The sequence below is a fragment of the Deinococcus frigens DSM 12807 genome (genome assembly GCF_000701425.1).
Classification (GTDB): domain Bacteria; phylum Deinococcota; class Deinococci; order Deinococcales; family Deinococcaceae; genus Deinococcus; species Deinococcus frigens.
This window is the reverse complement of the sequence record NZ_JNIW01000009.1, coordinates 1-21,913: the sequence shown is the minus strand read 5'-3', so window position 1 is coordinate 21,913 and position 21,913 is coordinate 1. Positions and strand designations below refer to the sequence as shown.

Annotated in this window: 20 protein-coding genes and 1 pseudogene; 10 read left to right on the top strand and 11 right to left on the bottom strand. The window is 66.5% G+C overall.

Translation table 11 applies throughout. The annotated features are described in order from the left end of the window. The first annotated feature begins 2 nt into the window (after positions 1-2). Positions 3-770, top strand: coding sequence for an SDR family oxidoreductase (locus Q322_RS0104980; protein ID WP_029476545.1), 768 nt, complete (start codon positions 3-5; stop codon positions 768-770). Here Q322_RS0104980 and Q322_RS0104975 read toward each other — a convergent pair. From Q322_RS0104975 to Q322_RS0104965, 3 genes are read right to left on the bottom strand one after another with little or no spacing between them, the layout of a single operon-like run. Continuing rightward, a complete protein-coding gene (locus Q322_RS0104975; RefSeq protein WP_051668216.1) occupies positions 767-1,606 on the bottom strand; it encodes an ABC transporter permease in 840 nt (279 codons plus the stop codon). The two genes, Q322_RS0104980 and Q322_RS0104975, sit on opposite strands and share 4 nt — an antisense overlap. A 5-nt stretch (positions 1,607-1,611) precedes the next feature. Then, positions 1,612-2,820, bottom strand: a complete 1,209-nt coding sequence (locus Q322_RS0104970) for an ABC transporter substrate-binding protein (protein ID WP_029476541.1) — start codon at positions 2,818-2,820, stop codon at positions 1,612-1,614. Between the two features lie 52 nt (positions 2,821-2,872). After that, positions 2,873-3,772, bottom strand: a complete 900-nt coding sequence (locus tag Q322_RS0104965; protein ID WP_162176584.1) for a lysophospholipid acyltransferase family protein — start codon at positions 3,770-3,772, stop codon at positions 2,873-2,875. A 276-nt stretch (positions 3,773-4,048) separates the two neighbouring features. Here Q322_RS0104965 and Q322_RS0104960 point away from each other — a divergent pair, with 276 nt between their 5' ends. Next, entirely contained in the window at positions 4,049-4,486 is a 438-nt protein-coding gene (locus Q322_RS0104960) for an Ohr family peroxiredoxin (protein ID WP_051668212.1), read from the top strand. 3 nt (positions 4,487-4,489) lie between these two features. Here the strand turns inward: Q322_RS0104960 and Q322_RS0104955 are convergent, their stop codons facing one another. Next, complete coding sequence (locus Q322_RS0104955; protein WP_029476536.1) at positions 4,490-5,134, bottom strand: methyltransferase domain-containing protein; 645 nt, start codon at positions 5,132-5,134, stop codon at positions 4,490-4,492. Positions 5,135-5,272: 138 nt separating this feature from the next. Further along, positions 5,273-6,985: a long-chain-fatty-acid--CoA ligase gene (locus tag Q322_RS0104950; RefSeq protein ID WP_084147799.1), complete on the bottom strand. Its 1,713-nt coding sequence runs from the start codon at positions 6,983-6,985 to the stop codon at positions 5,273-5,275. 281 nt (positions 6,986-7,266) lie between these two features. Between Q322_RS0104950 and Q322_RS0104945 the strand changes: the two genes are divergently transcribed. Then, the gene (locus Q322_RS0104945) at positions 7,267-7,638 is read left to right on the top strand and encodes an HU family DNA-binding protein (protein WP_029476532.1); all 372 of its coding nucleotides are present in this window, start codon (positions 7,267-7,269) and stop codon (positions 7,636-7,638) included. A gap of 312 nt (positions 7,639-7,950) precedes the next feature. Here the strand turns inward: Q322_RS0104945 and Q322_RS0104940 are convergent, their stop codons facing one another. Then, on the bottom strand, positions 7,951-8,682 hold the full coding sequence (locus tag Q322_RS0104940; RefSeq protein WP_034417640.1) for a TetR/AcrR family transcriptional regulator: 732 nt from the start codon (positions 8,680-8,682) through the stop codon (positions 7,951-7,953). A 210-nt stretch (positions 8,683-8,892) separates the two neighbouring features. Between Q322_RS0104940 and Q322_RS20620 the strand changes: the two genes are divergently transcribed. Further along, a complete protein-coding gene (locus Q322_RS20620; protein WP_245593142.1) occupies positions 8,893-9,690 on the top strand; it encodes an NAD(P)H-binding protein in 798 nt (265 codons plus the stop codon). A gap of 226 nt (positions 9,691-9,916) precedes the next feature. Here the strand turns inward: Q322_RS20620 and Q322_RS0104930 are convergent, their stop codons facing one another. From Q322_RS0104930 to Q322_RS0104920, 3 genes are all read right to left on the bottom strand, one after another. Next, positions 9,917-10,603 (bottom strand): GNAT family N-acetyltransferase, encoded by a 687-nt coding sequence (locus tag Q322_RS0104930; protein WP_245593141.1) that lies wholly within the window; start codon positions 10,601-10,603, stop codon positions 9,917-9,919. A gap of 7 nt (positions 10,604-10,610) precedes the next feature. Next, entirely contained in the window at positions 10,611-11,891 is a 1,281-nt protein-coding gene (locus tag Q322_RS0104925; protein ID WP_029476527.1) for an AMP-binding protein, read from the bottom strand. 158 nt (positions 11,892-12,049) lie between these two features. Beyond that, entirely contained in the window at positions 12,050-13,648 is a 1,599-nt protein-coding gene (locus tag Q322_RS0104920) for a glycerol-3-phosphate dehydrogenase/oxidase (RefSeq protein ID WP_034417637.1), read from the bottom strand. Between the two features lie 439 nt (positions 13,649-14,087). On the opposite strand from Q322_RS0104920, the gene Q322_RS0104915 reads away from it, so the two are divergent. Then, a complete protein-coding gene (locus Q322_RS0104915; RefSeq protein ID WP_029476523.1) occupies positions 14,088-15,782 on the top strand; it encodes an asparagine synthase-related protein in 1,695 nt (564 codons plus the stop codon). A 107-nt stretch (positions 15,783-15,889) separates the two neighbouring features. Here the strand turns inward: Q322_RS0104915 and Q322_RS0104910 are convergent, their stop codons facing one another. Continuing rightward, the gene (locus tag Q322_RS0104910; protein WP_245593140.1) at positions 15,890-16,300 is read right to left on the bottom strand and encodes a hypothetical protein; all 411 of its coding nucleotides are present in this window, start codon (positions 16,298-16,300) and stop codon (positions 15,890-15,892) included. A gap of 30 nt (positions 16,301-16,330) precedes the next feature. Next, positions 16,331-16,606, bottom strand: coding sequence for a type IIL restriction-modification enzyme MmeI (locus Q322_RS0104905; protein WP_029476520.1), 276 nt, complete (start codon positions 16,604-16,606; stop codon positions 16,331-16,333). Positions 16,607-16,969: 363 nt separating this feature from the next. Between Q322_RS0104905 and Q322_RS0104900 the strand changes: the two genes are divergently transcribed. The 5 genes and pseudogenes from Q322_RS0104900 to Q322_RS0104880 form a co-directional block, all read left to right on the top strand. Then, positions 16,970-17,971 carry a sugar-binding transcriptional regulator gene (locus Q322_RS0104900; RefSeq protein ID WP_029476518.1) on the top strand — a complete coding sequence of 334 codons (1,002 nt, stop codon included), beginning with the start codon at positions 16,970-16,972 and terminating at the stop codon, positions 17,969-17,971. A gap of 115 nt (positions 17,972-18,086) precedes the next feature. After that, a complete protein-coding gene (locus Q322_RS0104895; protein WP_029476516.1) occupies positions 18,087-19,127 on the top strand; it encodes a zinc-dependent alcohol dehydrogenase family protein in 1,041 nt (346 codons plus the stop codon). Positions 19,128-19,373: 246 nt separating this feature from the next. Then, complete coding sequence (locus tag Q322_RS0104890) at positions 19,374-20,330, top strand: carbohydrate ABC transporter permease (protein ID WP_051668210.1); 957 nt, start codon at positions 19,374-19,376, stop codon at positions 20,328-20,330. Positions 20,331-20,385: 55 nt separating this feature from the next. Then, a complete protein-coding gene (locus Q322_RS0104885; RefSeq protein WP_084147797.1) occupies positions 20,386-21,273 on the top strand; it encodes a carbohydrate ABC transporter permease in 888 nt (295 codons plus the stop codon). Positions 21,274-21,680: 407 nt separating this feature from the next. Beyond that, positions 21,681-21,913: pseudogene (locus Q322_RS0104880) on the top strand (IS4 family transposase); the annotation flags it as partial.

Here is a 21,913-nt window from a genome sequence, read left to right as displayed (position 1 = left end):
ACATGCAAACGACGGGCAATACCATTCTGATCACGGGCGGCAATTCAGGCATTGGGCAGGGGCTGGCGGCGGCCTTCCACGGCCTGGGAAATACAGTCATCATCACCGGGCGCAATCAGGCCACGCTGGACAAGACGGTCGCCGCGCATGCCGGCATGAAAGGGGTGGTGCTGGACGTGAGCGACGGGGCCGACATCACGCGTGTGGCTGCCGAACTCATCCAGGAATATCCTGCCCTGAACGCAGTCATCCACAACGCGGGCATCATGCAGGAGGAAGACCTGAAAACCGGCGAGACGAACACCGCCGAGGCGCACATCACCACCAACCTGCTCGGCCCGATCCGGCTGAATTCGGCGCTGCTGCCGCATCTGCTGAAGCAACCAAGTGCCACAGTCATGACCGTTTCCTCAGGGCTGGCATTTGTACCGCTGTCTCTCGGTCCGACGTACAGCGCGACGAAAGCGGCCATTCATTCCTACACCCAGGCCATGCGCTATCAACTGGCCGACACTAGTGTTCAGGTGATCGAACTGGTGCCACCCTACGTCCAGACGACTTTGCAGGGCGAGCGGCAGGCCAACGATCCCCACGCCATGCCCCTGGACGGGTTCATCGCCGAGACGATGGAGATCCTGACCCGGCAACCAGACGTGAAGGAGGTGCTGGTGGAGCGGGTCCACCCCCAGCGTTTTGCCGAGAAGAGCGGTGAGTACGACGCCTTTTTCCAGCGCATGAACGACATGCTGGTGGCGGCGCGTAAAGGCTAACCTCGTCCGCCTCGGCCCGTCGCTCGAACATAGCCCCAGACCAGCGCCCCGCCCAGGGCCGCCACCACCATGCTGATCGCCAACGCTTCGGCCCTAGTGCTCAGATCGGTGTCGGTAAAGGCGCGGTAGGCCAGCACCGGCAGTGTGGTGGGCGAGGTGGCCCCCAGCAGCGCCGGGACCTCAAACGACGACAGGCTGAAGGCGAAGACCAGAATCCCCGATGACAGCAGCGCCGGGCGAATCAGTGGCAGGGTCACGCGGACCAACCGGGTCCAGCGTCCGGCCCCCAGCGTCCGCGCCACCTCATTGAGACGCGGATCGAGCCGGGTCAAGGCGGCCAGCACATTCAGGCCGATAAAGGGCGTTTCCTTCCAGACCAGCTCCAGCAGAATGCCCAGGCCCCGGCGGTCATACAGCAGCGCCGGAAAGTCCTGCGGCCCGGACGTGATGCCCGCTGCCAGCGTCAGGCGCGACAGCAGACCGCTCTGCGAGATCAGCAGCAACGTGAGGACCGACGCCACCAGATGCGGAATGGGCAGCGTCAGGCCGAACAGAAAACGCAGGCGTCCGCCCGCCCCGGCCCGTTGCAGCAGCAGGGCAAAGGCCGTGCCGAACACCGCCGCCAGAAAGGTGCTGGCCGTCGCCACCCACGCGGTCAGGCCCAGCGCCGCCCAGAAACTGCGGTCCGCGAAGAGGTCCCGGTAGGCGTCCAGCTTCAGTGCGGTCTGCCCCAGCGCGGGCGCGTAGCCCAAGCTCTGCAACCCGCCCAGCAGCAGACCTCCGCCGAACAGCAGGGCAGTGACCACCAATGCAGGCAGGAAGGGCAGGAGTCGCACTGAATTTATTTTAGAATTTCCTTTTTAAACCCGTCCTGCACATTCTTGTCGTACTGGGCGTCCACATCGCTGAACGCCTTGCTGCTTAGCAGGGCCGGGTCCAGGGTATACGGTCCGACCTTCAGGGTGGCCTTGACCTGTTTCTGAAATTCCGGCCCCACCCGCGCCGGATCAATGCCCAGGCCATCGCCCCACAGGTTGCCCGACAGCTTGGCCAGTTGCAGTTCCGGCGTCAGCATCAGGTTCGCCACCACCTTGGCCCCGGCGGAGTGGGCCGAGTTGTACGGAATGGCGACGTAATGCGTGTCGGTCACGGTTCCAGCGTCGAAGATGAAGACCCGCGCCGTGGTGGGCAGCACGCCGCTCTTGACCTCGGCGGCGATTCCAGCGATGTTCTGCACGAAGGCGAAGTCGATCTCGCCGTTGGCGAACAGCGAGTACAGGTTGGGCACGTCGGCGGGGAAGGTCTGACCGCCGCGCCACAGGTTCGGCTGGATGGCCCTGAGGTAGGTCCAGAGCTTGGGCGCAGTTCTGGCCCACAGCTCCGGCCTGTACGCCCCGACGAACTGGCTCTGGCCGCCCGCCAGCTCGAACATGGCCTGGCGCAAAAAGCGGTTGCCCGAGAAGTTGGGCGGCGCGGGAAAGGTGAAGCGGCCCGGATGCGCCCCGGTCCACGTCGCCAGTTCCTTGAAGCTGCGCGGCAGATCGGCCTCCTTAACCCGGGAGCTGTCGTAGACATACTGCCACTGCGAGCTGCCCCAGGGCGACTCCGCGCCGTTGACCGGGAAGCCGAAATCGTTGCGGACCGCCGGACTCTTCCAGTTGACGTACTTGGCATTGGGCAGCGACTCGGACCAGCCGGTCAGCAGCAACCGGGCCTGGCTGGCGGTCTTGAAGTTCTCGCCGTTGATCCAGATCATGTCCACGCTGCCGCCCCTGTTCTTCCCGGCCTGCTTCTCGCCCAGCACCTTGTTGACGGCCTGCACGGTATCGGACACGGGGACGCGGCGCAATGTCACGCCCAGCTTCTTGGCGGCGGGGGCCACCACCGTGTCCACGTATTTATTGATGTCGTCCGAGCCGCCCCACATGTAAAAGTTGACGGTCTGGCCCTGGGCTTCTTTTTGAATGCTGGTCCAGCTCTGCGCGCTGGCGGATTGGGCGCTGGTGGATGTGGCGGTCAGGAGGGCGGATAAAATCAGAATACGTTTCATGCTGTACCTCTCCGGCGGTGCCGTCTAAGCTGTTCTTTTTAAGCGGTGCCTTCTAAGCGGTGCCTTTCAAGAAGCCCGCGCGGTGGGCTTCCATCTTGCGGGCCATCTCGGAAAAATCGGGGTCGATGTCCAGTTGGTAGCCGTCCCAGTAGCCGTCGCGGTCCGGGTCAAAGACGCGCGCGGGCGGGCTGCCGCCTTTCAGGGCCGCCGCCTTCATGGCCCGGCGGGTCCGCACGCGGATGGCCTCCAGGTTGCCCGTCTGAAGGTCATCAGCGCTGATGGGCGGCAGTACGGTCAGGGCGGCAGGCTGCCCGTACCGCAGCGTGGGCGCAAAGGGATGCTCCCAGACACGGTGCGTGCCGCTGATGGCGACCGGCAGGATCGGCGCACCCACGCGCCGCGCCACCTCGAACACGCCGCGCTGGAAGTCGCTCTGGATGCCCGCGATGGCCCCCTGCGGAAAGGTGACCAGGCTCTCGCCGCCCCCCAGGATGGTGGTGGCCCCGCGCCACAGGTCACGGAAGCCGCCCAGCGGATGTTCGGGATTGATCGAGAGGTGACCCAGCCGCGTGATCACCGGCCCGATTTCCGGCCAGGTAAAGATCTCGCGCCGCGCCACGAAGCGCATCGGCAGCGGCAATTGCAGCAGGCACAGCACGTCGGCAATCCCCTCATGCAGGGAGGCGATCAGGTACGGACCGTCTCCAATGTTCTCCAGGCCGCGCAGCTCCAGCCGCACGCCCAGATGTCCCAGCACGCGGCGGCTGAAGCGCTGCTGAATCTGAAAGCGCTGCGCCACGCTGAGATCATCCGGAACGCGCCCAGCTCGGCGCAGTTCGCCCCAGATCAACGGGCGGCCCAGCGCGGCAAATTTCAACTGCGCGGCTCGGCCTTCCGGCACGAAGTACAGCTCGACAGGATCGTCGGGATGGGGTGTGGGCGGCGGGATCAAGGGCACCTCGGAAAGCGGGGGGTGGGCTGAGTGTTGTTAACGGGGGTTCGTTCCAGAGGGTACGCAATTGGGCGGGAGATGGTTCGATGTGGCGTCACTCTCCCTGCTTTCTCCGATGAAGAGTGTGGGTTGACCGCAGGCTGTTGATCAGGAGACGGACCGCGTGTGTGTGGTGCCACCGCGAATGCCGGGAAGTCTGGACCGTTTCTGAAGGCTTCTCCCAGACAGTAAGGGGGCGTACCGCAGGCGTGTGGAGCTTTGTTCAGATTGCCGGACATGACCCAGCAAAACAGCAAGAAAGAGGCCTTTTACTCCATCACCGCCTCGGCTCACGGGGGCCGCGCCGGGCATGTGGACAGCGAGGACGGGCAACTGGACGTGCGCCTGGCAGTGCCGCAGGCCCTGGGCGGTGGCGGCGGCGCGGGCAGCACCCCGGAGCAACTGTTCGCCGCCGCGCTGGCCGCCAGCTTCGAGAGCGCGATGGGCGCAGCCGCCCGCGCCGAGAAGTATCCCGAATTCGGCGTAATGGAGGTCACGGCCACCGTCGGCCTGGTGGAAGACGGTGACGCCCATGACCTGAGCGTGGCGCTGGACATCAAGTTGCCGGGCCTGGAAAGGCAGCAGGCGCAGCACCTAGTGGACCGGGGCCGGGCCATCTGCGCCTTCAACCGCGCCATGAAGGGCCAGATCGAGTGCCGCCTGCACGACGCCTGAAGCTCAACCCCTCGCCCGGCCCACCACGGCATAGAGCGGATCGCCCGTCAACTGGCCCCGCGCTGAGCGGGGGCTGCGGTCCAGGGCAACGATGTCGGTCCAGTTGCCCGCCGCCTCCAGATACTGCTGGACCAGTTGCCGGTGACCCGCATCGTCCAGCGTGTGCCAGACAGCGACCACCTTGGTGGGAAAGCAGCGGTTGGAAAAACTGATCACCACCGGGCCGCCCGGCACCAGCACCCGCCCCAGATCACGCAGTACGGCCACCGGATCGGTCAGGTAGTCGATAGAGACGGTGATACCCGCCGCGTCGTAGCTACGGTCCGCGAAGGGCAACTCTGGCGTGGCGTTCAGGTTCTGCACCACCAACGAGGTCAGGCGCGGGTTGCGCTCCAGTTCGGCGCGGTTGAGGCCCAAACCCATCACCTCGCTGTACTGGACCTCGGGCGGCAGGTGGCTGACCCAACTGGACATCAGATCGAGGACGCGCCCGCCCGCCGGGAAATGCTCGCGGTACAGGCCGGTGACCGCCGCGATGGCCCCGGCGTCAATGTGGGTGACGAAACGCGGCTGGCGGTAAAACTGCTCGTCCGGCGTCTCGTCGGCGCGGCGAAAGGCGGCGGCGGGCAGCTCTGGTTGACGGTCCATAGGGGGCAGTCTGGGTGAACGGCGCGGCGTCCGCTGTGTGATGGGCTGCGCTCGGAACGGTCAATCTTGAGCCAGACCATCCAAACAGAAAACCGGGACGCTGGGTCCAATTCCCCAAGTCCCAACCCTCCGGCCCGCTCAGCTTCCGGCCATCGCCGCTCGCGCCTCCTCCTGCAAGGGCCGCCAGGCCACCTTGCCGGTGGGGCCGCGCGGCAGGCTGTCCATGAACTGATAGTCGCGCGGCACCTTGTAGCTGGCCATTTGCTCGCGCGCCCATTTCTCGATGTCCTCGCCCGTGGCCGTTGCTCCAGGCTTCAGCACGATCAGAGCGCGGGCGCGCTCGCCGCTGCGCTCGTCGGGCACGCTGATCACGCAGGCTTCCTGCACGGCGGGGTGGGCGTGCAGCTTGTTTTCCACCGCGGCGGGCCAGACCTTCATGCCCGACACGTTGACCATGCGCTTGAGGCGGTCCGTGAAGAAGAAATACCCCTCCTCGTCCACGTACCCCAGGTCTCCGCTGCGAAAAAACTGCTGGCCGTCAATCTCCATGAACGCCTCGGCAGTGGCCTCGGGGCGGTTCCAGTAGCCCTGCATGACCTGCGGGCCGCGCATGACGATCTCGCCGATCTGGCCTGCGGGCAGCTCCTGGTGGGTGTCCAGATCGATGATGCGCGAATCGACGTTGAACAGCGGCACGCCCAGACATTGCAGCTTCTGGCGGCCCTTGGGGTTGCTGTGGGTCTGCGCCATCGTCTCGGACAGGCCGTAGCCCTCCAGAAACAGGATGCCGGTCAGGTCCAGCAGTTTCTGACCCACGGCGGCGGGCAGGCTGGCCCCGCCCCCGGTGACGCTGCGCAGGGTTTTTAAATCCGCCGGATCGAAGCCCGGCGAGGCCATCATGTCGATCACCATGGTGGGTGTGTTGGTCCAGATGGTCACGCCATGCCCCGCGATCAGGGTGCGGGCGGCGTCCCGGTCCCAGCGCGACATGATCACGATCTGGCCACCATTGGTCAGGCCGGTGAGCAGGCTGTTGATAAAGCCGGTGACGTGGAAGTACGGCAGCGCGGCCAGGAAGATGTCCTCGATGGTGCCTTCCACCCACACGCCCGCGCCGAACACGTTGGCCTGCACGCTGTGGTGGGTGTGCATGCAGCCCTTGGGCAGCCCGGTGGTGCCGCTGGTGTAGGGCATCACGCACAGGTCGTCCGCGCCCACCTGCGCGGCGGGGGCGGGGTCCGCCTTCAGGGCATCTTCCAGCGTGATGTCGCCGCCCTGGAGTGTGGCTTCCACGTCCAGGCCGTCGGGCAGCGGCACTCCGGCTGCCGCCGCGTCGGTGCCGCGCATGACGTTGGCCACCACCGCGTGTTGCAGCCCGGCCTGCTTGGCCTTTTCGTACAGCTCCGCGCCCACGATTCCCACTTTGATTCCGGCGTCTTGCAGGAAAAAGCCGAATTCACGCGCCTGGAGCATGGGGGCCAGCGGCACCACCACCGCGCCCAGATGCCACGCGGCAAAGGCGCTGACCACCCACGCGGGGCTGTTCTGCATCCAGACCGCCACCCGGTCCCCTTTGCCCACGCCCCGCTGGGCCAGGTGCCCGGCCAGCCGCGTGGCCTGGTCATGCAGCTCGCCGTAGGTCACCGCGTGCCCGTAATGCCACAGCGCCACCTTGCCGGGATAGCGCTCGGCACTGACGCGCAGGTTGTGCATGATGCCGGTCTGCGGCAGAGTCAGCGTGCGGGGTTTAAAGGGCGGCCAGTACCCGCCCTGGCTGGCGGCGGGCGTGGACTGGATTGATGTGGACTGGCTCGATATGGACTGGTCAGCGGGCGGGGTTGGCTGGGTCATGAAAGGGGTCTCCTGGGTCCGCCGCACTCCGTGATGGCGCGGCAAAACAGTGAATTTTTGGTGCCCAGAGTGTAGCGCCTGGGGCCGCAGGCAGCGCTTTTTACGTGCACCACACCCCCAACGATCTTAATGAATGGGCTTTTGACGTGTACAACGGCCTCTAGCAGCACATCAGAAAAAGACCGTGTCAGACACTAAAATCCCCAATGGAATGGCAGTAAGAGCGTGCTGGCGGGCCTTAACCCGTTGCCCCCCCCTTCCCAAGCGCGATCTGATATGTCATGCTGCTCACCATGACTAAAAAGACTGCCAAGCCTGCCGCCAAGAAGCCTGCCGCCAAAGCTGCTCCCGCCAGCAAGGCTGCCTCCGTCGCCAGCAACAAGGTCGCCAAGACCCAGTTGGTGGAAATGGTCGCCGATAAGACCGGCCTGACCAAGAAGCAGAGCGAGGAAGCGGTCAGCGCCATGCTGGACGCCGTGGTCAGCTCGATCAAGGGCGGCCAGAGCGTCGGCCTGCCCGGTCTGGGCACCCTGAGCGTCAAGGACACCGCCGCCCGCACCGGCGTGCGCCCCGGCACCAGCGAGAAGATTCAGATTCCGGCGGGCAAGAAGGTAGCCTTTAAGGTTGCCAGCACCCTCAAGGGGACCCTCTAAACCATCTGCTAGCGCACGGCAGGGCGGGCTGTCTCCAGCAATGGAGGCAGCCCGTTCCCTTTTTCCTTGCGGGTTTTGGGCAGCGGGGTTGTGATACAGATTGAGACCGGTGGCGAATTCAAAGTTTCGCCTCTCTATCGGGAGATGCAGGTGGCGAAGTCGCAACTATCCGGCCAGAGCGGTAAGTCTAGAGACGCGCTTCGTTTTCCTCGGTGTTCCAGTCAACCAGCCCGCCAGGCGCTCTCCGTTGATCGTTGCTGAGAGGAGGTCCTGGTCTCCCTGCCACCAGCCGGAGTTCTGTGAGGGGCAGATTCAGGATTCAGCAGGCGGCGTCGGCTCAATTTTCGTCAGCCGCTCCAGCCACTCGCCCATCAACTGTCGTTCGGCCACTGAGAGGGTAGTCGAGGTCCCGTCAAGCACGGCGTGAAGAGCGACGGCGCGGACGGCCACCCGCGCGGTCTCAGCCTGGTCCTGGCAAGCGCTGTCCTGGTCCTGAGAGGTGATGACCGCGCCCAGCACCGCCTCACGCACAGCTATGGAGAGATGCAGGTCCCGTTCCTGCGGTGGGGTGCGGATCAGCGACAGCGTGACCCCTTCCCCGGCGGCAGCGATCATGGCAGCGGCCTGGAAGACGCCCACCCGCAGCCGCCCCGCCTGGGCCACACGGCTCACCAGCCGCTGCAAGATCGCCTGGCCGTCCCGCAACGCAGAAGGATCGGCCCCGCCGCTGTACATCAAGCCATACACCGCCGGATTGGTCAGCCCGAACGCCACATGATTATCCCAGCCGCGCCGCAAGTCCTCCAGGGGATCAGCCGACGTTTCATGGGTGGCCTTCTGCTGGATGTACGCCGCGAAGGTTTCGCGGGCCACCGCACTGAACAGCCCCTGCATATCGCCGAAGTGCCGGTAAATGGTAGGAGCCTGGACTCCAGCGGCGGCGCTGACCGAGCGGGTAGAAGCCGCCTCGCGCCCGCCCTGGCCCAGCAGCTCGGCGGTGGCCCGCACGATGCGCTCACGCACCTCAACGCTTTTCCCAGTCATGGTAGTGATGATAACGCCCGAATGTTATCGCGACTGCTAAATCGTTGGAAACAATGTAGTGTTAGCTCTGTTAACAGAAGACGGGGCAGTGAACGCTGGCCCCGCCAGCTCACCGCAAAGCGTTGAGTTCGATTCATTTAAAGGGAGCAACCCATGATCATCGTGACCAGAGCCACTGGACAGTTGGGCCGCATCGTCGTCGAGTAACTCGTGACCCGTGTCTCTGCCGATCAGGTCGGCGTCAGCGTACGTGACCCGCAGAAGGCCGACGATCTGGCGGCCCTCGGCGTTCGCGTTCGTCAGGGCGATTTCAGCGATCCGGCCAGTCTCTCACACGCGTTTGAGGGTGCTACGCAGATTCTGCTGGTGTCCTCCAATGCACGGGCGCACGGCGGCGATCCACTGGCGCAGCACGCGGCGGTCATCGACGCGGCCCGCACGGTGGGCGCGGGGCGCATCGTGTACACCAGTCAGATGGCCGCCAGCCCGACTTCGGCATTTGGGCCAGCCCTGGACCACGCTGCCACCGAGAAGATGCTCGCCGAGTCCGGCCTGGCCTGGACAGCGCTGCGCAACGGCTTTTACGCCTCCAGCGCCCTGGACATGATGGAAAAGGCGTTCAAAACAGGAGTGATGCCAACGCCCGTTGACGGTAAAATTGCTTGGGCAGCGCACGCCGATCTGGGTGAGGCGGCGGCCATCATTCTTGCCAGCGAGGGCCAGTACGATGGCCCCACACCGCCGCTGACCGGACCGCAAGCGCTTGACTTTGGTGACCTGGCTGCCATCGCCTCAGAGGTGCTGGGCCGTTCCATCCGGCACGAGACCTTCCCCGACGACGAGTTGGCCGCAAAACTGGGCGTTCCGGCGGGCGCAGCCAAATTCATGCTGGGCATGTATCTCGCCAGCCGGGCGGGTGAATTCGCTCCCGCCGACCCGACATTGGAGGGGCTGCTGGAACGTGCGCCGATGACCATGCGCGAGCTGATGGCACAGAATTTGCCGTGAAGTGAGACTGTTGACACCGGTTCGTCCGGGTTCCGTTTGTTTCGTGCATCACCCGGAAGTGCGCCGGTTCATCCACTCCATACCCGGAACCGCTTGCTCTCCTGCTCGCTGTTCTGTCCAGTGCAGCGCCTCCACCACTCCGTGAATCGTGCTGACCCATCTGCATCTCAACCGACTTCTCCACCTGTTCTCGAAAAACGCTGACTTCCCGCACCAGTACGGCTATTCATTCCGCCATACCAAGTGCAACTCCTGGGTACTGGCAACCAGGGCGGTCCTTCAGGCCACAGGTCAGGCACATCTGCCACGCCGCGTGGCCCAGCCACGGCGTCCACAACCCGGACTTCTGCGATACCGCGACGGTAAAGCCCGCTTGCCTGTACAGGCCCAGCGCCGCCCCGTTCTCGTCTGTGGTAGAGAGTTGCACGCCGGGAATATTCAGCTCTCGCAACTGCGCCAGGTAGGTTTGAAGCAGCCCGCGCCCCAGCCCCAGCCCCCGCGCCCGTGGCAGTAAATTCAGGTGAAGGTGGGCCGGAAACTCGGTTTCGGAGGCGTGCAGCGAGGGAGAGCGCAGCGTTCGCAGCAGGTAGGGAACGGCGGCGAGTGGCCGGGTGTAGCGCCGGGTCAGCAGGCCGGGCAGCACCGTGTCCGCCACCACCCGCGCCACTGCCCGCCGATACGCGGCCTCATTCACCGAGCCGACGATGTAGCCGGTCACCTCTCCGTCCACCTGCGCCACAAAGCCCACCGCAGCCGGCAGCCGGAAGTAGGCGCGCACCCACAGGTCCGCGAAAAGCTGGGGGTCCGGGAAATACCGCTCGGCGCTGTCGCCAAAAAATCCGGTCTGGTACGCGATCTGCCCCAGCCGCACCTCGTCGGGGGGCCGCATGGGGCGGATCAGCGGGCGGATCAAGGCGGTTCTACCTCTCGCCGCGCAGGTCCGTCACGCGCCGCAGCTTGCCGCCCTCGCTGCGGGCCAGGCTGCCGGGCACGCACAGCTCGCAGCGCACGGTCACGCCCACCTGGGTCTTGATCAGCCGCACGATCTCATCGCGCAGGGTCACGGCCTCGCTGTCGGCCTCCACCTGCAAGGTCAGGTCGTCCATCGCCCCCGTGCGGCTCAGGGTGACGTGGTAATGCGGGCTGACCTGGCCCAGGCTGACCAGCACGGCTTCCAGTTGGGTAGGGTATACGTTGACGCCGCGCAGGATGATCAGGTCGTCGCTGCGCCCCCGGATGATGTCCATGCGCCGCATGCTGCGCCCGGTGGTGTTCTCGCCGGGCAGCAGGCGGGTGATGTCCCCCGTCCAGTAGCGCAGAATCGGCAGCGCGCTGCGGCTGATGCTGCTCAGCACCAGCACGCCCCACTGGCCGTCCGGGACCGCCTCTCCGGTGTCGGGGTCCACGATCTCGGGATAAAAGTGGTCTTCCCAGATGTAACTGCCGCTTTGCTCGGCGGCGTCCTCGTTACTGACGCCGGGGCCGATGATCTCAGACAGGCCGTAGATGTTGGTGGCGGTCACACCCAGGCGCTTCTGGACCTCGGCGCGGGTCTTCTCGGCCCACGGTTCTGCGCCCAGCACGGCGTATTCCAGCGAGTGGTCCCCCGGCCCCAGCCCCTGCCGTTCCAGCGCCTCGGCCAGCACCAGGGCGTAGCTGGGGGTGCAGGCGATCACCTGGGGCGCGAGGTCCTGGATCAGCCCCACCTGCCGCTCGGTGCCGCCGCCCGAGACGGGCACGGTACACAGGGCCAGCCGCCGCGCGCCGCCGTCCAGACCCAGCCCGCCGGTGAACAGGCCGTAGCCGTAGGCATTGTGGAAGACCATGCCGGGCCGCGCTCCGGCGGCGTACAGGCTGCGGGCCACCACCTCGGCGAAGATCTCCAGGTCGCGCTCGTCGTAGCCCACCACCGTCGGCTTGCCCCCGGTGCCGCTGCTGGCATGCAGGCGGCGCAGGGTGTCACGCGGCACGGCGCACAGGCCCAGCGGGTAGTTGTCGCGCAGGTCCACCTTGCGGGTAAAGGGAAAACGCGTCAGATCGTCCAGCGTTCTCAGGTCTTCCGGCCCCACGCCCGCCGCGTCAAACTTTTCGCGGTAGGCAGGGACGTGCTCATACTGCCGCGCCACCATGTCCTGAAAGCGCTGGAGTTGCAGGGCGCGCAGTTCGGGGCGGGGCAGGGCTTCAAACTGGGGTTGAAACACGGGGGGACCTCCTGGGGTGGAGGTCAGTTTAGCCCGTGGGGGAGGACCGGGATTCAGAACCGTCTACAAAACCGCAGGGGAGCCAAGCAGCCCCCCGAAGTTCACGTCCCCAACGGCCCTATCTGCCCACCGGCTCTATCTGAATGTGCATATCTGGCTCAGGCCGGGCGGGTTGCCATCGTCTCCCGGCCCGTTGCCTCTGCCGCAAGGACGCCCCCCGGCAGCATGTACCCCGCCGCCAGTTCCCGGTACGCCTTTACCTGCGCGGTCTGCCACGCCCTGTCCTGGCCCAGTTCCCCGGCCATGATGGCGGCCACGCGCGGCGCAGCGTCGGCACTGGCGCGGGCGTTCAGCAAGATGGCGCGGGTGCGGCGGGCCAGCACGTCCTCCACGGTGCGGGCCTGTTCGTTCTGAACGGCCCAGCGCACCTCGGCCTCCATATAGGGCAAGTCGGGGTGCAGCCTGGTAGTCGCGCCGGGCAACGCCTGGATGCGCTCGGCATCGGTGCCGTAGACCTTCCAGGGTTCGAGCAGGTGTTCGGCGGTGGCCCCGTGCAGTTTCAGCCCCTCGGTCAGGCTCATGCGCGCAGGCAGCCCGGCCAGTTCGGCGGCGCGGTTGATGGTGTCCGCGCCCATGCGGCGGTAGGTGGTCCACTTGCCGCCGGTCAGGGTGATCAGCCCGCCCTCCGAGATGCGGATGACGTGATCGCGCGACAGGGCCTTGGTGTCGGTGCCCTCGGCGGCCCTGACCAGCGGGCGCAGGCCCGCATAGACGCTCCGCACGTCGGCACGGGTGGGAGCCGGGTCCAGATACTGCGCCGCCGTCCCCAGAATGAAGTCCACCTCTTCGGGCAGAGCGCGCGGTTCCCAGGACACGTCGGGGACGGGCGTATCCGTCGTGCCGATCACCACATGGTCATGCCACGGCACGGCGAACAGCACGCGGCCATCGTCGGTGCGGGGGACCATCAGCGCACTCTCGCCGGGCAGGAAGCGGCGGTCCACCACCACATGCACGCCCTGGCTGGGCGAGAGCATGGGCCTGACCTGCGGGTCTTCCATGCGGCGCAGATCGTCCACGAAAACGCCGGTGGCATTGATGACAGCCTCGGCGCGGGCCTGGTGCGTCCGGCCCGTTTCCTCGTCGCGCCAGCTTGCGCCCACCACCCTGCCGCCCTCCAGGATCAGGCCGGTCACGGGCGCGTGGTTGACGGCCACGCCGCCGTGGTCCTCCAGCGTCCGCAGCAGCGTGATGGCCAGGCGGCTGTCATCGAACTGGCCGTCGAAATACAGGATGCCGCCGCCCAGGCCGGACTTCTTGAGGGTGGGGATGTTCTTGAGGGCCTGCGCCCTGTCAATGTAGCGGCTGGCCTTTAAGTTCAGTTTTCCGGCCAGCAGGTCATACATCTTCAGGCCGATGCCGTAGAACGGCGCGGACCACCACTTGTAGGCGGCGATCAGGAAGCCCTGATCGCGCACCAGATGCGGCGCGTTCTTCTTGAGCAGGCCGCGCTCGTGCAGCGCCTCGCGCACCAGGGACACGTTGCCCTGGGCCAGGTAGCGCACGCCGCCGTGGACCAGCTTGGTGCTGCGGCTGCTCGTTCCCTTGGCGTAGTCGTGGCTTTCGAGCAGCAGGGTGCGGTAGCCGCGCGTCGCCGACTCCACCGCCGCGCCCAGGCCGGATGCGCCGCCCCCGATCACCAGAATGTCCCACGGTTGCGGCCCGCTGGCCGCTGCAATGCTGTCTTGACGCGTCATAACACTTCCTGTTGGAGCGGGGAAAAAGGGAGGTGAGACCCACCTCGAACGTTTGTTCAGTCTATTTGAACATATGTTCGGAGGCGGGGCAAGCGGAAGCTGGTGGGTCAGCGTTCATATTGCCGAATCTGTGGTCCGGCGACGGGTGGACTGCCCGAAGCTTCAGGGGGAATTGAACCAGAAGCCGTTGAACTTGCGCTGGTCAGCCAGCGTCTCTCCAACGCACGGAATGAGGGGCTAAACTCCGTCTGCGCAACGAATTTTATCTTGCAGATCGGGCGTCCTGTGGCGGGAGGATCGACAGCACTACCGGGAGAGTCGGTCAGGATCAGCGCTCCCCCGTTGTGGGTCAGGCTGTGTGGATCACGTCCACCGGGCGATGAAGCTGAACCGCCGTGCCCCTTGCCGGTCGATTAAAATATCTGCGAGAGGTAGACACTTGCGAACCGATTTCAGCGCCGTCCTGACCCCCCGCCCGCTCCACCCTGCCGAGGGGACGCTCACCGTCGGGCCGTGGCAGGTGGACCTGGATGCCGCGCCAGCCAGCGTTATCCACGACGCGGGACTGACCGCCGTGGTCAAGGGGCAGTTCTACGATCTGGACGGGCCGGGGCTGCTCCGCCTGTACCGCCAGCACGGGCCGGACTGTTTCCGGCACCTTGACGGCGCGTTCTCGGCGCTGCTGCTGGACAAAGAGGCAGGCACGGCGCTGGCCGTCACCGACCGGGCGGGCACCCACAAGCTGTACGCCGCGCACGACCAGGGGGGCATGGCGCTGTCCACCCTGCCGGACCACCCGGACTTTGCCCGGCGGCCCTACACGCTGGGCGGCGTGGCCAGCGTCATGATCAGCGGCAGCCCCATGAACGGCCTGACGCTGTACCAGGGCGTGAGCAGCCTGGAAGCGGCCAGCCTGCACCACCTGCGGCCCGGCGGCACCGTGCGGCAGGCGTACTGGACCCCCGAGCCGCCCGACTGGCCGGACACCCGCCCCGAGGCCGAGTTGCGCGAGGAATTTGCCGCGCTGCTCGTGCGCGCCGTGCGCCGCCGGGCCGGGGGCCTGGACGGTCCGGCCCACCTGTCGCTGAGCGGCGGCCACGACTCGCGCGGGCTGCTGAGCCTGCTGACGGGGGCAGGCGTCGACCTGCGGACCTTCTCCTATGCCCAGGGGCCGCAGGCGGCGGGCAGCGACATCCGGGTGGCCGACGCGCTGGCCGGGCAGTACGGCACCCCGCATCAGGAGGTGCAGGCTTATCAGGGTGACCTGCTGGCAACGATCCGCCGCAACGCCGGGTGGGGGCGCGGCGTGGCCAACTTCTGCGACGAGGCCGACGCCTGGGCCGCCCTGTCTCAGCAGCCGATCACCGACTTTTTTGCGGGCGAGCAGATCCACGACGCCCACGCCCGCCCCCTGCACGACGTCTCCGAACAGCTCACCAAACGCCACCTGCGGCCCTTCGACACCCTGGGCCAGTTGACCGCCAGGCTGGACCCACAGGTGCTTCGGGGCATGCAGGCCGCCTGGAACGCCGAGATCGCGGAGATTCGCGGCGGGTTGGCCCGTATCACGGACCCCAGTCGGCAGGAATTCCTGCTGCTGGCCCGGCAGGTCATGCCCTACCGCCTGCTGCCGTGGCGCGAGCAGTACGCGGGCCGCTTTGCCGCCGTCCACCTGCCGTACCTGGACGCGGCGGTGATGGACTTCGTGGCCCGCCTGCCCCCCGCCGCGCTGGCGGGCAAGCGGCTGTTCAAGGAGACCCTGCGCGCCCTGGACCCGGACATCTACCGCGTACCGCTGGCCCGCTCCCAGGGCTACGAGACCGACTGGCACGCCGAACTGATCCGGCACCGGGAGGCGATCAGGGAAGAGCTGCTCTCGGGCCGCAGCCGTCTGGACGCCGTGATCGACCCGCTGGCGATCCGGGCGGTGCTGGACCAACTGGCCGCGCCCGCTGCCGGACGCCCAAAACTGAAGGGGCAGCTCCGGCAGGCGCTGGGAGCCTTCCGGCACAGCGACCTGGGACAACAGGTGTTCGGCCAGGCCCGATTGAGGGCCGCGCCCGTCCGCCCGGCCACCTGGCTGCTGCGGGTGCTGACGCTGCGGGCGCTGGACGCCGGGAAGTCGGGCGGCTGACCGCGCCCCGGATGAGGCGAGACGGCGGCCCGTGATCGGTGGCGGCCTGCCTGCTGGCCCCCCCCTTTCAGCCTCCCCCGTACGCGGAAGAAGCCAAAAGACCACCCTCACCAGCGCGTGGAGCGCCGGGCCATCTGAGCGCCGATCAGCAGGCCGGGCAGGGCGGGCAGGATGTACAGCAGCAGGAAGCCCGCCAGCGTCGCGCTGCCCAGGACGTGGCCCAGCGGGCGGCCCAGCGCGGCGGACAGCGGACTGCCCAGCCACGCCACCGCCGTCCACAACCCACCGTCCAGCCCGAAGTCCTGCACCGTCCGGGCGGCCCAGCGTGCGCCCAGCAGCAGCGCGGTTTGCAGGGCCAGGGCCGGAAGCAGCGCCGCTGCGCCCCGCCCGCCCGGCGCGGCCCGTCCCGCCAGCACGCCCAGCAGCAGCGGCCCCAGCACCGGCACCCAGCCCAGCAGCAAGGCCACCAGCAGCAGCATGGCGGCGTGAATCCACAGCGGCCCGCCCCCCCGGTTCATCTGTTAACCCGGCTCATCTGCTGCCCCGGTTCATCCGGGCGTCACCCAGCCTGGCAGCATCAGGTAGCCCTGGCGGTACAGGTCCAGAGAGCGCGGCGTGGACGTCCCGTCGGTAAACACCTCGCTGACCCGCCGCTCGAAGACATACGCGCCGCCCTCGTCGGCGGTGGACACGTCCGGGCGCGGCACCCCCAGCAAACCGCACAGGTCATTCAGAAACGACGCGTCATTGGCCCGCTCGTTGCCGCCCGATCTGGACCAGTGAGCGATAAAGGCTTCGGGGCTGTTGGCGGGAGCGTAGGCCATGTGGGGTTCAGTATGGCGTCTGGGGAAGGGTTGATCGCTGAAAAGAAACCCCTCAGTCGGCTGCGCCGCCAGCTTCCGGGGGGAAGGAGCCGAGAACTGCGCCGGGACGGGCCATTCCGCAACTCTTGCCTCCCATTGAGGGAAGGTGCCCCGAAGGGGCGGGGGGGTCAAACGGGCAGGGCCACCCCAAAACCTGAGCTGGCGATAATTCCGTTCGCATTACATGCAAGCTAAAACCCCCACCGTGAGGCGGGGGCGGTCAGATGCAGGACGCGGCGGGGACAAAAGGGCTTATTTCAGGGCTGTAAGAAGGGCCGCCCCGCGCTTGACCCCCCTCCGGCCCGCCGTATGCTGACCCTACGCATGGCCCACGATCCCGCCCCCCCCGAGCGTCCGCCCGAGAGTCGGAACGTGCAGGCCGTGCAGGTGGCCCGGCTGTACTACGTGCAGGGGCTGACCACCGACGCGATTGCCACGGAACTGGGCCTGTCGCGGCCCAAGGTCTCGCGGCTGCTGTCTCACGCGCGGCGCAGCGGTCTGGTGGAAATCCGCATCCATGACCCCGAGGGCCAGGCGCAATCGCTGGAGACCCGGCTGCACGCGCGCTACCCCTTCTTGCACGCGCAGGTGGTCAGCGTGCCGCAGGGCAGCCCGGAAACCCTGTGGCTGGAGCGCACCGCCGCCGCTGCCGCCGCCGCGCTGACGGGGCTGCTGCGCCCCGGCATGACCGTGGGGCTGGCCTGGGGCACCACCCTGAACGCCGTGGGCCACGCGCTGACCCCGCGCCCGGTGCCGGGGCTGACCTTTGTGCAGCTCAACGGCTCGGCCAACGCCGCCGATTTCATGAGCGGTTTCGTGACCGAGACCATTCTGCGGTTTGCGCGCAACTTCTCGGCGGGCGCACAGTTGTTCCCGGTGCCCACCTTTTTCGACGATCCGGCCACCAAGCGGGCCATGTGGCGCGAACGCAGCGTGCGGCATGTGCTGGATTTGCAGCAAAAGGCCGGACTGCTGATCTACTCGGTGGGCAGCGTGGACGCCTCTACCCCCAGCCACGTGTACAGCGCCGGGTATCTGGACGCGGGCGACCTGGCCGCGCTGAACGCCGGGGGCGCGGTGGGTGACATTGCCACCGTCTTCTACCGCGCCGATGGCAACGACGCGGGCCTGTCGCTGAACGCCCGTGCCAGCGGCCCGCCGCTGTCGCTGATCCGGGACGCCAGTCAGTCGCTGTGCGTGGTCAGTGGGCTGGGCAAGGCAGCCGCGCTGCACGCCGCCCTGGCCGGAAAGCTGATGCGCCGCCTGATCGTGGACGAGGTGACGGCGCGGGCGGTGCTGGAATTGGGAGACAGGGCTGGGGCTTGAATCGGCTGGGGCTTGAATCGGCTGAGAGTTAAATCGGTTGGGGACTGGATGGGCTGAGAGCTGGGGGCGCTGGAGCCGGTGACCTCCGGCCCGATACCATGAAAGAGTCTGAGGCATGAAAGCGGTCGTTTACGAGCAATTTGGAATGCGCCCCGAACTGCGGACCGTGCCGGACCCTGTCCCGGCGGCGGGCGGCGTGGTGCTGCGGGTGGAGGCGTCGGGCGTGTGCCGCAGTGACTGGCACGGCTGGATGGGCCATGACCCCGATATCGCCCTGCCCCACGTTCCGGGCCACGAGATCGCCGGAACCGTGGTGGCGGTGGGCGCAGGCATCACGCGCTGGCGCGAGGGGGACCGCGTGACATTGCCCTTCGTGTCGGGCTGCGGGCGCTGCCCGGAGTGCCAGGCGGGGCAGCAGCAGGTCTGCCGGGATCAATTCCAGCCGGGCTTCACCGCCTGGGGATCGTTTGCCGAATACGTGGCCCTGCGCTTTGCCGAGGGCAATCTGGTGCGCCTGCCGGACGGTCTGGACTTCGTGACGGCGGCCAGTCTGGGCTGCCGCTTCGCGACGTCCTTCCGGGCGGTGGTGCAGCAGGGCCGGGTCAGGGGCGGCGAGTGGGTGGCCGTTCACGGCTGCGGCGGCGTGGGCCTGTCGGCGGTCATGATCGCCCGCGCACTGGGCGCACGGGTGATCGCGGTGGACATCGGCGCGGACAAGCTCCAGCGGGCCGCGCAACTGGGGGCGGAGGTCACCCTCGACAGCCGGGAAGGGGACGTGGTGGTGGCCATCCGCGAGGCCACGGGCGGCGGCGCGCACCTGTCGCTGGACGCGCTGGGGCACGCGCAGACCTGTGCGGATTCCATCCTGTGCCTGCGAACCCAGGGGCGGCACGTGCAGGTGGGCCTGCTGGTGGCCGAGCACCGCCGCCCGCCGCTGCCGATGGACGCCGTGATTGCCAGGGAACTGCAAATTTACGGCAGCCACGGCATGGCCGCCCACGCCTACCCCGAGATGCTGGGCATGATCGAGAGTGGCCTGCTGCGCCCGGACCGCCTGATCGGCGCGCGGCTGACGCTATCCGAGTCCATCGACGCGCTGACCGGGATGGACAGTTTCAGCGCCACGGGTGTTCAGGTGATCGACCGCTTCGCTTGAGGGGAACGGCGCTTTTCACCCGATGAATGCGGTTGGGCGGGCTGCGGCGTGCCCGTGGTGGGCTGACCCACGCCCCCAGCCGTTCCAGTCCCTATCCTGCCCACCCCCACACCCCTGGAAATCTCCCCGGCACGCCGTACAATCGCGTACCAGGACAGTCCTGAAAGAATTGAACCCAAGGGGGGCGCATATGCTTTGTAACTTCGTGATACCGGGCGGGTCAGACTCCGCCGCGCGTCGGTCCAGATGAAGGCCGCTCCACGCCTGAGCGCGGCGCTGGGCACTGGCACCGGAGGGCGGCCCCCACCCCGGCGGGGCGGCTCGATGCGGCGTCACCAGACCCGCACGGCCTACACCTTCCTACTGATCCCGCTGGTCTTCTTTCTGATCGTGCGTTTTTTGCCCACCTTTTCGGCATTGCGCCTGAGCCTGTTCGACTGGAACATCCTCAAGGACCAGCAGCCCTTCGTCGGCACTGAGAACTACCAGCGCCTGTTCGCGGACGAGAAATTCGGTCAGGCCCTGCGCAATACCGCGCTGTACACCGTGATCGGCGTTCCGGCTCAGATCGCGCTGGGGCTGATCGTGGCGCTGATGCTCAACAAGATCCGCGCCCTGCGCGGTCTGTTCCGGGCGCTGTACTTCGCCCCCTACGTCACCCCCATCGTGGCCGCCGCGTGGGTCTGGCAATGGCTGTTCAGCCCGCAGTTCGGCCCGGTCAACACCTTTTTAATCTGGCTGCACATCACGCCGCAGAACTTCCTGAATTCACCATCCCAGGCGCTGGCCACCACGGCGGCGCTGGTGGTGTGGCAGAACCTGGGCTTTCAGATCGTGCTGTTCCTGGCCGGGCTGTCGGCCATTCCGCGCAGCTATTACGAGGCCGCAGAAATCGACGGCGCGAACGGCTCGCAGGCGTTCTGGAAGATCACGCTGCCGCTGCTCAATCCCACCATCGTCTTCAGCGTGGTGACCGGCACCATCTCGTACCTGCAACTGTTCACGCAGGTGGTCAACCTGAACTTCACCGATCAGGGGGGGCCGCTGGGCAGCACGACGACCGTGGCGCTGTACATCTACCAGATCGCCTTCGGGCGCTACCAGATGGGCTACGCCTCGGCCATCACGGTGGTGCTGTTCGTGATCATCCTGGCCATCACCCTGTTCCAACTGCGCTTCCTGACCCGGCGGTACGACATATGAATCACAGTCTGATCCAGAACCGCAACGTACGTCTGGGCACCCGGTCGGTGGCCGGATGACCACCACTCTGCCACAACCCCAGGCCCGTGAAACCGCCGGCGATCCGCGCCCGCGCCGCCGCCTCAACACCCCCATGCTGCTGGCCTATCTGGTGCTGACCGTGGGCATCGTGGTCACGCTATTCCCCTTTATGTGGATGCTGCTGACCAGCCTCAAGAGCTTTCAGGAGCTGTTCAACCTGGCCTTTTTGCCCACCGCCCCCACCCTCGACAACTACCGGCAGGTCCTGACCGAGACCAAATTCGTGCAGTGGTTCGCCAACAGCCTGCTGGTGGCCGGGGTGACCACCGCCACCGTGCTGTTCTTCGACTCGATGGTGGGCTATACCCTGGCCAAGTTCGACTTCCCCGGCAAGAACCTGATCTTCATCCTGATCCTGTCCACGCTGATGATTCCCACCGAGATGCTGGTCATCCCGTGGTTCGTGGGCGTCAGCGACCTGCAACTGACCCGCAGCGTGCCGGGGGCATATTTTGCGATCATGTTTCCGGGGCTGATGAGCGCTTTCGGGGTCTTCCTGATGCGCCAGTTCTTCGAGACGCTGCCCGATGACCTGCTGGAGGCCGCGCGCATCGACGGCATGAGCGAATTCGGGATCTTCTGGCGGATTGCGCTTCCACTGGTCCGCCCGGCGCTGGCCAGCCTGGCGATCTTCACCTTTCTGGGCAACTGGAACGCCTTTTTGTGGCCGCTGATCGTGATCCAGAAGCCCGAGTTCCGCACCTTGCCGGTGGGGACCGCGCTCTTTAATGGCGAGGCGGGGACGCAGTGGGGGCTGATCATGGCGGCCAGCAGTCTGGCGGTGATCCCGGTGCTGATCGTCTTCGCCATCTTCCAGAAGCAGATCATCGAAGGAATCGTGCTGACAGGGATGAAGGGGTAGGAAGAGGGACATGTTGAATGACATGTTGGGCGTCGTCCAGCAGCAATGACCCGGACGACGCGCGTAGTTTGATCGGTGGTGGCTGACGTGAGCGGTAGGAGCGGAGGCCAAGTCATTCGGACTCCAATTGAAAAATGTTGAAAATACCTGGACGACCGAGCAGGCATCCGAGCGTCTGCACAGATTCCGAGCGTCCGCACAGGCGCTGCTCTGGACAGAACAGCGCGCAGGAGAACAGAGGGTTCCGGGCTTGGAGTGGATGAGGGCGGCGCACTTCCGGTTGATGCACGAAACAAACCGCATCCGTATGGGCAATGGTTCGGACACTTTTGGCGAAATCAACACGTGATCTAAAAAACGGGTCTCCAGTAGGGTGAAGTTCTCAAGACCACACCCAAGGAGACCCGATGTCGATCTTACCTGTCCTGCTCACTCTGCTGGCCTTTCCTGCTCACCAACAGCGTTTTCTTCTCCACCTGATGCCCTTGTGGCAGGCCATCCCTGGCCGTCTGAACGCGCTCAATCTCAGCCGCTACAGCGGCTGGAATGAGCGCACTTTCCGCCGCTGGTTTCAAGCGTCATTGCCCTGGATGCTGCTTCACTGGAGTCTGGTGCAGTTGCTCATTTGTCTGGGTGTCCT